Source organism: Trichocoleus sp. DQ-A2 (genome assembly GCF_039961915.1).
GTDB lineage: Bacteria > Cyanobacteriota > Cyanobacteriia > Cyanobacteriales > FACHB-T130 > FACHB-T130.
The window spans coordinates 19,809-34,310 of sequence record NZ_JAMPKD010000008.1 but is presented as its reverse complement, the minus strand read 5'-3'; the positions used below and the strand labels follow the sequence as shown (position 1 = coordinate 34,310).

Genomic DNA, 14,502 nt, shown 5'->3' with positions numbered 1-14,502 from the left:
ATAGAGGATTGGTAGCAAAAATAACAAAAAATTTGCAGGGAGACAGGAAGAGGTTTTGACACTACCGATTTGCCCGATCTAATCGCAGACAAACTTAAAGACAAATTTCAACTCTTCGACCCTGCAAACCGAGCTGTCAGTACTGATATGTAAATTAGACGAGTGCCGGTTCTGGGAGTGCCCCTTGCATCTTACCCAACCAAGTAATCAGATGTTCCGTCTGCTGCTCGGCAGGCAAGACGCCCAAACCGCGAACGGTGACTTTACCGGAGGTGTAGACAAAGCGAGTTTTCAGGTGTTCTGGCAGATTATCTTTGAGCAGGTTCCAGGCGGGTTCCTCCATCGGTGTCTCTAGGATAACGTGTTGTTTGCTTTCTGGTTTAATCCGGCTGAAGCCGAGTTTTTTCGCCAGTTGTTTCAGTTCCATTACCCGCAGCAACTGAGTTGCTGATTTAGGGATACTCCCGTAGCGATCGCTCCATTCTGCGGCAATACTCACTAATTCTTCCTTAGAATTCGCCGCAGCCACTGCACGGTAAGCGCTCATCTTTTGATCCAAATCGGTGATGTAGTCCGCGGGGATAAACGCCGTCAGCTGCAAGTCAATCTGCGTATCGTCAACTTGGGGAATTTCCTGTCCGCGAATTTCGCGAATCGCTTCCTCCAACATTTCCATATAAAGGTCGAAACCAATGGCATCCATCTGTCCCGATTGTTCCGCACCCAATAAGTTACCGACGCCCCGAATTTCCATATCGCGCGTGGCAAGTTGATAGCCAGAACCCAATTGGGTGAATTCCTGAATGGCCCGTAACCGTTGCCGTGCGGCATCTGAGAGCGCCTTGTGCTTGGGATAAAATAGCCATGCGTGAGCTTGGATGCCAGCACGTCCCACCCGTCCGCGCAATTGGTATAGCTGGGATAGACCAAATTTATGGGCATCTTCAATCAGGATCGTGTTGACTCTGGGGATATCTAAGCCGGATTCAATAATCGTGGTACAGACGAGGATATCCGCTTCGCCAGAGCTGAAGGCAAGCATCGTCGCTTCTAACTCAGATTCGTCTAATTGACCGTGAGCGATCGCTAGCCTGGTTCCTGGCACCATTTCCCGCAACTTCGTGGCAGTTTCTTCAATTCCCTCGACTCGCGGGACGACATAAAACACCTGTCCCCCCCGGTCGAGTTCTTGACGAATCGCCGTGCGGATCGCTTCGGGATCGTAGGATGCCAGGTGAGTTTTAATCGGACGCCGAGAGGGTGGCGGCGTAGTAATCAAACTCATTTCCCGGATTCCCGACAGTGACATATAAAGGGTTCGGGGAATTGGGGTGGCGGAAAGAGTTAGCACATCCAACTGCGTTCTCAGAGATTTGATTTTTTCCTTCTGGTTAACGCCAAATCGCTGTTCTTCATCCACCACCAACAACCCTAAATCTCGGAAACGAATTTCCTTACTTAAGAGTTGGTGAGTGCCAACGACGACATCTAATTCACCCGTCGCCAGTCGTTTGATAATATTGCGGCGTTCCTCCGCACTGCGGAAGCGGTTGAGTAAACCTACCTCAATTGGGTAGGGGGCGAAACGCTCTTTTAGGGTGTGGTAGTGCTGCTGAGTCAGAATCGTCGTTGGGGCGAGGAAAGCAACTTGCTTCCCGGCGGTAATCGCTTTAAATATGGCGCGGATGGCGACTTCCGTCTTGCCGAAACCAACATCACCGCACACCAACCGATCCATCGGGCGATCGCTTTCCATTTCCCGCTTCACATCCTGCACCGCCTTCAACTGATCCGGCGTCGGTTGATAGGGGAAAGAATCTTCTAATTCCTCTTGCCAAGGCGAATCCGCTGGATAAACGAAACCTTGTTGTTGCGATCGCTGAGCATACAACTTCAGCAAGTCCACCGCCAATTTCTTAATCGCCTTGCGGACTTTATTCTTAGTCGATTCCCACGCCTTCCCGGACATTCTATTGAGTTCCGGCGGTTTCCCCTCCGTGGCGCGAAACCGAGACATCGCACCGACCTGATCTGCCACTACTCGCAGCAAACCATCTGCGTACTGCACTACCAAATACTCGCGGGTTTCGTTATTAACCGTCAGACTTTCCAGCCTGAGAAACTTACCAACCCCGTGATTTCTGTGAACCACATAATCACCGGGGCGCAACTTGTTGGGATCGACTTGCTTAGACGCCGCCCGACGACGCTTGCGGATATAGCTGGGACTTGCCAGAGAATGCTGTCCGAAAAACTCCCTGTCTGTCACCACCACCAATCGGAAGGTTGGCAGGATAAATCCTTCCAGTTCCGCGATCCCCGAATATTTTACCGCCACCGGCGTCTTCTGGATTTGTAACTTGTCAATCGCCGGATAATCGTGGGGATTGGGGACAAATTGCGCCGGACAATCGTGTTCTTGGAGCAACGATACAGAACGGGAAGGTTGTGCAGAAACGATCCAGATCGAGAAACTGCGATCGCGCTCGTTCCGCAAAGTTTCCGCAATTTTAGCAAACTGATGCGGCGTTACCGGAACCGGACGACTAGCCAGATTGAGTGCGGAGGACTGAGGATTGAGGACTGAGGATTCAACCAATTCAGATAAATACAGCCGCTTAAAGCGTTCCACCGCCGCTAAAGATTCATCAAAATTGCGGTGAATTTTGGGTAATTCCTCCTTCCTATTCGCAATTGCCCATTGTTCTTCAGCGTGTTCCACCCAGCGATCGCTATGGGCGCGACATTGCTCCGGCTCATCAATCGCAATCAGCGTATTTTCCGGCAAATAATCCAACAAAGAAGCCGGTTTCTCAAAAGCCACCCCCAACAACCGCCGCGTACTCTTCTCTGGTTCTTCTTCCCTCTCTTCCCTCTCTTCCTTCGCGACCTTGGCGTTTTGGCGGTTCGTATCTTCTAACGCCGCCCGAACAATCGGACTAAAATCAGTCGGAGTCAACACCAGCCGCTCAATCTTATCAAGCGATCGCTGCGTCGCCGGATCGAACTCCCGCATCTGATCCAGTTCATCCCCGAACCATTCCAAACGCACCGGCAACTCAGCCGACACCGGGAACACATCGATAATATCCCCGCGCCGACTCCATTGCCCCTCCATTTCCACCAGAGGCACCCGTTCGTATCCCAGAGTCGCCACCTTCTTGCTAAAGGCATCTAAATCCCAACTCTGTCCGCGTTCCAGGGTGATGCAGAAAGGCTTAAAAGCTTCAGGAGGCGGCAAATGAAGTTGCAGCGCCCGTTCCGTCGCCACAACCGCCATCTTTGCTGAGGACTGAGAACTTCCTGTCACCTCAGTCCTGACTAAATCTGCCAAGACCTGCATCTGTCCCCAAGTCATCTCCGATTCCGGATCGAATGGCTCGTAGGGCGATGCTTCAGAAGTCGGATAAAAATGTACCGTCTGCCAACCCATTGCTTCCAGTTGAGCGCAACAGCGGCTGACTTCCTCCAGGGTGGCACACACCACGAACAAATTCTGTCCTTGGGCTTGCGCGAGGGCAGAAGCCACCAATCCCTTTGGCAAACGGGGAATACCGTTGAGCTGTAGATACCGTTGTTGGTCGAGCTTAGAAAGGAGTTCTGTCGTGAGAGGCGATCGCCCTAGGGCACGAATAATAGAAGAAAATGCCATCAGTTGGAGGAAATGCTTAATTCGTTCTGACAAAAAGGCAGGAGTATACCTCCCTACTTCCATCATTTTAGAAGGCAGTTCAAATCGAGACTGCTCTACCGATAGATTTCTGCTTTACACAAAATGCTACTTTCTCTATAGCTACTGCTTTTTTGGGGAACCCCAGCTTTTGATATCGGGGTGGGCACATTGGTTCTCTGGTTTTCTAACCATCCAACTTCGGGTATCGCCCCTACTTCCATCTAAGGCACCGTTCGCCGATATTACTGACACATTGACAAATGACCCCTACTACCGAATTTCTGATTGTTTTGCTACTGATCGTTGCCAATGGCATCTTTGTGATGTCAGAGTTAGCTATCGTCTCGGCTAGGAAGGTGAGGCTGCAACAGCTGGCTAACCAAGGGGATGTCAAAGCACGCGCTGCCTTGGAACTGGCGAATTCCCCGAATCAGTTTTTGGCGATTGTTCAGGTGGGGATAACCCTCCTAGCAATTATCTCCGGTGCTTTCGGCGAAAGAACTATCGCCAAAAGCCTTACCCCTCTATTAGGGTTGATTGCCTGGATCGCTCCGTATAAAAACGCGATCGCATCAGCGATCGCCATCCTGATCATCACCTATCTGACACTGATTATTGGCGAACTGGTGCCCAAGCGCCTGGCTTTAAACTATCCAGAACGGATTGCTTCATCTGTTGCTATCCCGATGCGGATGTTGGCTACTATTGCCGCCCCGGTTGTTTATCTATTGAGTACCTCCACCGATATGATGGTGCGGCTGTTGGGCATCAGACCGTCTACCGATGGTGAAATCACCGAACACGATATTACAGCCTTAATCGAGCAAGCCACGGAGGCGGGAACCTTTGAGGAAGCAGAACAAGACATGGTGGAACGAGTGTTTCGCCTGGGAGACCGACCCGTGAGTGCGTTAATGACACCCCGACCGGATATTGTCTGGCTTGACCTAGAAGACTCCCAGGAAGAAAATCAACGCAAGATTATAAACAGCGCCTATTCCCGATTTCCCGTTTGTCAGGGGGCACTGGATAATGTTTTGGGCATCATTCCCGTGACTGACCTATTAGGGCGCTGTCTGTCCGGACAACAGCTTGACCTGACGCTCTCGTTGAAACAGCCGGTATTTGTGCCTGAAAGTACCGGAGGGCTGAAAGTTCTAGAATTATTCAAGCAAACCGGCACTCACATGGCGCTGGTTGTAGATGAATACGGCGTCACTCAGGGAGTAGTTACGCTCAACGACATCTTAGTAGAAATCGTTGGTGATGTAGAAATCGATAGTACAACATCTCCTCCAGCCGTACAACGCGAAGATGGTTCCTGGTTGATTGATGGAATGTTGTCGGTGGAAGAGTTTTTTGAAATATTAGATATTGAGGAATTGCCGGGAACGCAAAAAGGAAACTATCACACAATGGGCGGTTTTATGATTACCCATTTAGGGAAAATTCCTACGGCTGCCGACCATTTTCATCTGGGTAGTTGGCGTTTTGAAGTGATGGATATGGATGGCAATCGCGTTGATAAGGTGCTGGTGATGCCCGTCTCTAGAGACGCCGCTGATTCCGAGTCTGGCGATTGAGATGCTGAAATTGCTGGGTTGAGCGTGTTTTAACGCTTTGCGTGTTATCGGCATTGCCTGCATCGTGCGTTGATGTTGACACAGAAAGCGATCGCTTCTCAATCCGATTGGCTTAGAGCTAAAAATACCAATTCCACCGAATTTCTATCCTGTCCACACCTATTTTAGGAGCCAAAAATGCAGCCAGAAGAAGCAATCCGAGAGCAATTTGACCGTGCAGCAAATGCATACAGTACATCACCCATTTTCGCACAAGGGCACGATCTGGAGCTGATGGTGCAGGCAGGTGAACCAACATCAGAGATGAGTGTACTTGATGTAGGGTGTGCGGCAGGACATACGGGGTTTGCTTTCGCCCCTCATGTCCGCGAAGTGATTGGCATCGACTTAAGCCAGAAAATGTTAATAGAGGCATCGCGGCAAGCAATGGCACGAGGCTTAAATAACGTGCATTTTCAGGAAGCCAATGTTACAGCACTCCCCTTTTCAAATGAGCAGTTTGATATTGTGACTTGCCGCTATGTCGCCCATCACTTCCCCAGCTTGACACCCGCGCTAAATGAGGTTTTTCGAGTGTTGAAAGCGGGTGGAAAGTTTGTGGTTGTGGACATTATTTCACCGGAAGATATTGCACTGGCAGAGTTTATCAATCAGGTGGAAAAACTACGCGATCCTTCTCATAGTTGGGATTGGATGATATCGGAGTGGCAAGCGGCTGGCGAAAGTATTGGGATGCCCTTCACCGCGATGCAACAGTGGCACCTACCGATTGATTTTGCAGATTGGACAGCACGACAGCAGACACCACCAGAAGCAGTTCAAGAACTGGAAATATTACTGGATAATGCTTCTTCACAAGCAAAATCGGTATTCTCCATTGTGGGTGCGCCGCAGCGTTCATTTTGCGAATACTCGGCTCTCCTGCGGGGAACAAAATCATAAACTAGGGAAAGAAATTTTGCCCTCTCTACTAAAAATTGAAGGTAGAAACTAGAGGTGAAGAAACCACGTTGCAGTGTGCCCGCGCCGCCTCAATCAAGGCAGTGATATCCTCTTCCTTAGTGTTGAAAGCCGTTACTAATCGCACGGTTGATGAATATTCCCCCTCCCAGCGATAAAATTGGAAACCATCGGCAAGAAGCCCTTGGATAACTTCCTCCGGCATCTGAATAAAGATTTCATTTACTGCAACCAGATAGCACAGGTTCATTCCTGGTAGCGCTGTTAGCCCATGCGCTAATTTCTTAGCCATCTGGTTGGCATGGGCAGCATTTTTCAGCCACAAATCATCTTTAATGTAAGCTTCCAACTGGGCAGATAAAAACCGCATCTTTGAAAAGAGATGCCCGCTGCGCTTGCGACGATAGGCGAAAGTTTTTGCCAAATCTTGATTAAAAAAGACGACGGCTTCTGCTGCCATCGCACCATTTTTAGTCGCTCCAAACGATAGTACATCAACCCCAACCCGCCAAGTGATATCCGCCGGAGAACAACCCAAGCTAACCACCGCATTTGCAAAACGGGCACCATCCATGTGTAAACCCAAATTGTGGGTATGGGCAATTTCGGCAATCTGGGAAATTTCCTCTGGCTGATAGATCGTTCCAGCCTCCGTTGCTTGAGTCAAGCTTACAGCCGCAGGCTGTACGTGATGGACGACGCCAGCGCCCGATTTTGCCAGCACAGCAGCCAAGTCAGCGGCGTGAATCTTGCCATCTGCGCCATCCAGTGTCACTAGCTTCGCGCCACCAGTATAAAATTCGGGTGCCCCGCATTCATCCAGGTTGATATGAGATTGGCGATGGCAGTAAATCGCCCCAAACGGGGGTGTCATAACAGACAGGGCGAGAGCATTGGCAGCAGAACCCGTGGCGACGGGAAAAACGGTTACATCTGTCTCAAACAATTCCTTGAACTGGGCTGACAATCGCTGGGTATATTCATCATCACCATAAGGCATGGTGGTACCCTGATTAGCGGCAGCGATCGCTGCCATAATTTCCGGCGAAATCCCGGTGACATTGTCGCTACAAAAGTTCATCTGTTCGTCTCGCGTTTCTCAATACTCAACTCTATGCTAATCGCCTCTGCCGACATAGATCCTCGACTTCTGGAATCATTTAGAGTTGCGATATCTTGTTCTGCGAAATCGGAATCTTAATGACGAACTCTGCCCCCTCTCCGGGTGCAGAAATACACTCCATACTGCCACTATGTTTTTCTACTACAATCTGATAACTAATCGATAGCCCTAAGCCGGTACCTTTCCCGACTGGTTTCGTTGTGAAAAAGGCATCGAATAGATGAGAACGGACTTCTTCTGTCATGCCTGGGCCGTTGTCGGCAATGCGAATCACCGCTAGCTTTTCGTCTTCAACAGCGGTGCTAATTTTAATACTGGGTAAAAGACAAAATATTTCCTCCTTAGCGACTGACTCTTCTAGTGCATCAATCGCGTTACTCAGCAGATTCATAAACACCTGATTCAACTGTCCCGCGTAACATTCAACTAATGGCAAATCGCTATATTCTTTGGTCACGGTGATCGTGGGACCGCCAGCGATCGCTTTCAGGCGATACTGCAAGATTAGCAAGGTGCTATCAATGCCTTCGTGAATATCAACCGGCTTCATTTCCGCTTGATCGACGCGAGAAAACGAACGTAAGGACTGAACAATTTCCCGAATTCTCTCAATTCCTAAGTGCATTGATTTTAGTAACTTTGGCAAATCTTCAATAATAAAATCAAGGTCACTTGCTTCAATTTCTTGGTCAATTTCAGGTGTAGGGGGGTATTGCTGTTGATAAAGGTGCAACAAATAGAGCAAACTATTCGCATAGTCACAGGCATAATTGATATTGCCGTGAATAAAGTTAATTGGATTATTTATTTCGTGAGCAACTCCAGCCACTAATTGACCGAGGCTGGAGATTTTTTCAGTTTGAATCAGTTGAGCTTGAGTTTTCTGGAGGTCAAGCAGAGTCTTTTTTAGCTCTTGAGATTTTTCTCGATAACGATTTTCACTTTGCTTGCGCTCAGAAACTTCAAGCAATAACAGATCGTTGGTCTGTCTAATTTCTGCTGTTCGTTCCTCAACTCTCCTTTCAAGCTCAACATTGGAGCGGTGCAACTCCTCTTCTACTTGCTGACGCTCAGCGATTTGTTTTTGCAGCTCAAGATTAATCAGTTCTAACTGCTTGGTTTTATCTAATAATATTTTTTGGGTTGCTTCTAATTTGTCAACAGTTAGGGCTTCTTCGCGAAGAGTATGAATGTAGTCCGAACTTAAGCCAATAAATGGGACGAGGTAAGCAATAATTTTGAGAAAATGGGCAATATTAAAATGGTTGTCGAATAATGCAGTTGACCCAAAAGCCATGTGGAGTTGACTGGCAATTTGGGGAATCATGCTAATCGCTAGCGCTAAAGAAAAACGACTGGGATAAGCATTATAAAAGCGAGGAAAAACAAAAATACCTGCAAAGATAAACAACAAGAGGGGGGGGACATCCCAAGGACGAGTGACAATCGCGTTCGGGAAAATAGTTGCCGGTATGGCACTATGGGTACAGAAATAGACAATTGTATAAGAAGCAACAGCAAAAGATACACTAGCGATCGCAACAAAACCCGCGCCTCCCTTCCACTTTCCTGGTTTCGTCGCCAGAAAAATTCCCGCGCCTCCCAGCAGAATCAAAGCATTAAAAAGTCGGCAGACTGCCCAAGTCAAAGGAATTAGGTTTTGGCTATCTGCTATCCCCTGGCTCAATCGGTCGGCGGCTAAAGCATGAAAGGTGTCCATGCACCCCGCGCAAAACATTGCCACGCCAATTATGAGCGTGACAGCATCGCGCTTCAGGCTGAAGTGAATCAAAGACAAAATAACAATGGACAGAGCAATACAGAACGCACTACACTCCAGAATGGTGTGCAGAAAGCTTCCGGAAAGCGTGTACTGCATCGCTTCGACAAATGCGCGGGGAGACATTCCCACAACAGCTGGCACCTCGAAGGGATGCTTCGGTGAGGCAAAATCCACTCCCAACAAATTCAGCAAGCTAGGCAGCACACAGATCGCTACCACTACCCAAATCAATTGAAAAGGAATCCTCATTGTTTCCATAGCATTTTTCTCAATCCCCCTATTTCAAGATGCCACTAAAGCTTAGCCACAAGTACAGAGGCAGTCATTTCTGACTCTACTAGCGTGGCTTTTAGCCTTCTGCCATTGCCAGAGGTCAGTAAGCTGATATGCGCGATCGCTAATTGAGTAAATAAAAATACACCTTATGGCAGTTCTACGTAACTAAACGTAACTATATTCTGGGATACGTTAACGCGACTTCGCCATTAGGCAAAAAATACTCTTAACAGCGAGGCTAATTAAAGGTGAGAATTGGCGCTTGTTACTTGGGCAACGGAAATTGTGAATTTACCGTTTGGGCACCCACTCTTCATACAGTAGCCGTACAAATTGTTTCTCCTGAAGAACGCCTTCTCACAATGCAACAGGATGAAGAAGGTTACTGGAAAGTTAAAGCTTCAGGCATTGAACCAGGAACGCTTTACTACTACAAACTCGAAGGAACAACTGATAGACCAGACCCAGCTTCAAAATACCAACCGAAGGGGGTACACGCCCCTTCTCAAGTCATCGATACTAGCACTTTTGCCTGGAATGATACTAATTGGTCTGGCATTCCCTTAGATGAAACTATTATCTATGAATTACACGTTGGCACCTTCACTCCAGAAGGCACCTTTGAGGCAATAATTCCCCGACTTGCTGAATTAAGCGAGTTAGGGATTAATGCCATTGAAATTATGCCAGTTGCTCAATTTCCCGGTGAGAGAAACTGGGGATATGATGGGGTGTTTCCCTTTGCCGTGCAGAATTCCTATGGTGGTCCCGAAGGATTAAAAAAACTCGTTGATGCTTGTCACCAACACGGTATCTCAGTCATTCTCGATGTCGTCTACAATCACCTAGGTCCTGAAGGAAATTACTTCCGAGATTTTGCTCCCTACTTCACTACAAAATATCGCGGTGATTGGGGAGAGGCGATGAATTTTGATGACAAATACAGCGATGGCGTCCGTAATTTTTGTTTAGAAAATGCTCTTTACTGGCTCCAAGAATATCACATAGACGGTCTAAGATTAGATGCCATTCAGGGCATTTTTGAGATGGGTGCTAGGCCCTTATTACAGGAAATGGCAGACCAAGTTGCCAATTTTTCCCAGCAACAAGGTAGAAAATTTTATCTGATAGCCGAAAGCGATTTGAACGATGTCCGAGTCATTCGACCCAAAGAAGTGGGCGGCTATGGAATAGATGCACAGTGGAATGACGATTTTCACCACGCATTGCATACCTTACTCACCGGAGAGAACGATAGGTATTACGAGGATTTTGGAAAGGTTGAACAACTCGAAAAATCTTTCAAAGAAGGCTTTATTTACTCCGGACAATACGCTTCTCATAGAAAGCGCCGTCATGGTAGTTCTTCCAAAGACGAACCAGGATATCGATTTATTGTTTTTACCCAGACTCACGACCAAATTGGTAATCGTGTCCTTGCAGAAAGGTTATCTCAGCTTGTTTCCTTAGAAGGTCTGAAAGTAGCTGCGGCTGCTATTTTTCTATCTCCTTTTGTCCCCTTCCTTTTCATGGGGGAAGAATATGGTGAGGAAGCGCCTTTCTTTTACTTTATCAGTCATTCAGATAAGGATTTGATTGAAGCAATTCGCAAGAGTAAAGAAGAAGAATTTAAAGTATTTGTGGGGCGAGGCGAAATGCAAGATCCCCAAAGTCCTGAAACCTTCCAGAAGTGTCAGATTAACTGGGAAAAACGAAAAGAAGGAAAACACAAAGCTCTTTGGGAATTTTATCAGCAACTTATACATCTACGCCGAACAATTCCTGCTTTGAAGAAACCAGACAAAAACACCCTAGAAGCGTCCAGAATTGAAGCCGATAAAATCTTATTCCTTCGGCGTTGGAGTGAAGCTAGTCAGATATACTCCATTATGAACTTCAATCAAAAAGAGGTCACTTTTACAGCTAATCTACCAAGTGGCAACTGGCAAAAGATTTTAGACTCTTCCGATACTCAGTGGATGGGTTCTGGTTCCACTTTACCGGAAAAACTCACGCCAAACCAAGAATTGACCATCAAACCACAGAGTATTGTTCTCTACGAGATAGCAGGATAATAGACGAGGCAGAGCCTTCCAATCCTAATTATCAAACTGATGATAACGAGACGATTGAGGCTTTGCTTCGCCAGTCGTCACTGTAGAGCAAGCACTGTTCACCTGACAAAATTAGAAAAATCATTGAGGAATTAAAATTACATCATGCGGATTCCAGCAGCTACTTACCGAATTCAATTTAATGCAGATTTTCCCTTTGATTCAGCCAAGAAAATTATTGCTTATCTCGCTGAATTAGGAATTTCCGATCTTTACGCTTCGCCCATTTTTAAAGCAAGAGAAGGTAGCACTCATGGCTACGATGTTGTTGACCCCACACAACTGAATCCCGAACTAGGAACACCGGAAAATTTTGAAGCATTGGTGAATGAAATCAAGAATTACGATATGGGATGGGTACAGGATATTGTTCCCAACCACATGGCTTATGATAGCCAAAATCAGTTCTTGATGGACATCCTCGAAAATGGACCAAATTCCGAGTATTTCGATTACTTCGATATTGACTGGAATCATCCTTATGAAAACCTGAGAGAGCGCGTTCTTGCCCCAATGTTGGGGAATTTTTATGGAGATTGTTTGGAAAATGCCGAAATTCAACTCCAGTACGATAAAAGCGGGCTAAGTGTTAACTACTTTAGCTTAAAACTTCCTGTAAAAATAGAATCTTATGCCCCGTTTATTACTCATAACTTAGGAAAACTAGCTAAATCTCTGGGAAGAAATCATCCAGATTTTATTAAATTACTAGGGATTCTTTACCTGCTTAAAAACACGCTAGTAGAACCAAAAGGTAAAGAACGATATGACCAGATAGCCTTTGTAAAAGGACTTTTGGGGGAACTTTATACCCAAAATCCAGAGGTTCAGGAGTTTATCGATAGCAACATAGAGTTTTTTAATGGGGAGAAGGGCAATCCAGAAAGTTTTAATTCTCTTGATAGGTTGCTTTCAGAACAGTTCTATCGCCTTTCGTTTTGGAAAGTGGGTGCTGAAGAACTGAATTATAGAAGATTTTTCACCGTCAACGAATTAATTTCTGTCAAAGTCGAAGAAATCAAGGTTTTTCATAAAACTCATAATTTTATAAGTCAGTTGGTTGAGTCTGGAACAATCACAGGACTCCGAATCGACCATATTGACGGACTCTACGATCCAAGTGAATATTTGCAACGGCTGAGAAACAAAGCTGGAGATGTCTATATTACGGTTGAAAAAATTCTGGAACATAAAGAAGATTTACCTGCTTACTGGCCTATAGAGGGAACCAGCGGCTATGACTTCTTAAACTATGTTAACGGTATTTTCTGCCGAACTGAGAGCGAGGAACGGTTTACTGAGATTTACTCTAGACTGACAGGTTTAAATACCCCCTACGAGCAGCTTTTCATGGATAAAAAAAGGCTGATTGTAGAGAAAAATATGGCGGGAGATGTAGATAATTTAGCCCATCTTTTGAAACGAGTATCGGGGCATTCTAGAGTAGGAATCGATTTTACTCAGCATGGTCTGCAAAGAGCATTGGCTGAGATTCTGATACTGTTTCCCGTTTATCGAACTTATATCAATCAAGAGGGATTAAGAGAATCGGATCGCTTCTATGTGAAGGAAGTCATTGAAAAAGCTAGAGAGCAAGTGCCGTTGCTTTTGAAGGAACTGAACTACATTGAAAAACTCTTGTTGCTAGAAGAGGAGGACTCTTTAAAGGCAGAACAAAGAGAAGTACAGCGTCACTTCGTGATGAGACTTCAGCAGTTGACTGGCCCATTGATGGCGAAAGGAATTGAGGATACGCTTTTATATGTTTACAACCGACTTTTATCACTGAATGAAGTGGGTGGAAATCCGAGCCAATTTGGGGTTAGCGTTGCAGATTTTCACGAGTTCAACCAAAAGCAGCATGAGCGTTGGCCTCATAAAATGAATGCCACGGCAACCCATGATACTAAGCGTGGGGAAGATGTCAGAGCTAGAATAAATGTGCTTTCAGAAATTCCCGATGAGTGGGAAGAACAGGTAAAAACTTGGAGTAAAATTAACGACTCTAAAAAACGCCGCATGAAGGGTCGGGTTTTTCCTCAAAAGAATGATGAATATTTCTTTTACCAAACGCTGGTTGGTGCTTTTCCGTTTGCTGAAAGTGAGCGATCGCACTTTGTAGAGCGCGTGAAAGAATATGTAGTGAAAGCGGTTCGAGAGGCTAAGGTTCACACCGCTTGGCTCAGACCGGATACTGATTATGAAGATGGCTTTGTTGCTTTTATCGAAGAAGTCCTGAAGCCTTCCACAGATAATCAATTTCTCCAGGAGTTTCTGCCCTTCCAACAATCGATAGCTTACTACGGAATTTTCAATTCTCTCTCTCAAACTTTGCTAAAAATTACCGCTTCTGGTGTACCTGATTTTTATCAAGGAACGGAGTTATGGGAGCTGAGTTTAGTAGACCCAGATAATCGGCGTCCAGTGGACTTTGAGCAGCGGCTAGCATTCCTTAAAGAGATTAAAGAGAAAGCTAAGGCAGATGTTCTGAAGCTGATCGATGAGCTATTTACGAGTAAGGAGGATGGAAGAATTAAGCTTTTCTTGATAGCTAGGGTTTTAGAGGCAAGAAAACAAAATTTGGCAGTTTTCCAAAAAGGAGATTATGTACCGCTAGAAGTGAATGGAAAGTTTCAGGAGCGGATTGTTGCTTTTGCCAGAAGTTATGAAAATCGGGTGGCAATTACAATTGTCCCGCGATTGCTGACGAACGTTGTCCAAGAAGGAGAATATCCTTTGGGCAAAGTATGGGGTGACACCCAGTTGAAGCTACCGCAGGGAATGCCATCTGCAATGAAAGATGCAATTACTTCTCAGTCCCTGAGCGCGAATGGCACGGTGTTGATTGGGGACGCCTTAAAACACTTTCCGGTAGCTTTATTAATTAGCGAAAGCGATCGCTAATATCGATTCCCCTTTGTCATACTGGACATCAGATACTGTTGCCCCCCATCGATCGGGGGGCAACAGACAGATTTATTACAAATACT

At 46.2% G+C, this 14,502-nt stretch carries 7 protein-coding genes; 4 read left to right on the top strand and 3 right to left on the bottom strand.

Annotated features, from left to right (window positions below):
• Window positions 1–154: 154 nt before the first annotated feature.
• Window positions 155–3,652 carry a transcription-repair coupling factor gene (gene mfd, locus NC997_RS09515; protein WP_190527016.1) on the bottom strand — a complete coding sequence of 1,166 codons (3,498 nt, stop codon included), beginning with the start codon at window positions 3,650–3,652 and terminating at the stop codon, window positions 155–157.
• A gap of 281 nt (window positions 3,653–3,933) precedes the next feature.
• Between mfd and NC997_RS09510 the strand changes: the two genes are divergently transcribed.
• Window positions 3,934–5,256 carry a hemolysin family protein gene (locus tag NC997_RS09510; RefSeq protein WP_190410123.1) on the top strand — a complete coding sequence of 441 codons (1,323 nt, stop codon included), beginning with the start codon at window positions 3,934–3,936 and terminating at the stop codon, window positions 5,254–5,256.
• Window positions 5,257–5,433: 177 nt separating this feature from the next.
• Complete coding sequence (locus tag NC997_RS09505) at window positions 5,434–6,198, top strand: class I SAM-dependent methyltransferase (RefSeq protein WP_190527014.1); 765 nt, start codon at window positions 5,434–5,436, stop codon at window positions 6,196–6,198.
• A gap of 28 nt (window positions 6,199–6,226) precedes the next feature.
• On the opposite strand, the gene NC997_RS09500 is transcribed toward NC997_RS09505, so the two are convergent.
• Together NC997_RS09500 and NC997_RS09495 are read right to left on the bottom strand one after the other, a co-directional pair.
• The gene (locus NC997_RS09500; RefSeq protein WP_190527012.1) at window positions 6,227–7,297 is read right to left on the bottom strand and encodes a low specificity L-threonine aldolase; all 1,071 of its coding nucleotides are present in this window, start codon (window positions 7,295–7,297) and stop codon (window positions 6,227–6,229) included.
• A 79-nt stretch (window positions 7,298–7,376) separates the two neighbouring features.
• Entirely contained in the window at window positions 7,377–9,371 is a 1,995-nt protein-coding gene (locus NC997_RS09495; protein WP_190527273.1) for an ATP-binding protein, read from the bottom strand.
• Window positions 9,372–9,646: 275 nt separating this feature from the next.
• Here NC997_RS09495 and treZ point away from each other — a divergent pair, with 275 nt between their 5' ends.
• Entirely contained in the window at window positions 9,647–11,473 is a 1,827-nt protein-coding gene (gene treZ, locus NC997_RS09490; protein ID WP_190527010.1) for a malto-oligosyltrehalose trehalohydrolase, read from the top strand.
• Window positions 11,474–11,617: 144 nt separating this feature from the next.
• Window positions 11,618–14,416 (top strand): malto-oligosyltrehalose synthase, encoded by a 2,799-nt coding sequence (gene treY / locus NC997_RS09485; RefSeq protein WP_190527008.1) that lies wholly within the window; start codon window positions 11,618–11,620, stop codon window positions 14,414–14,416.
• The last annotated feature ends 86 nt before the right edge of the window (window positions 14,417–14,502 follow it).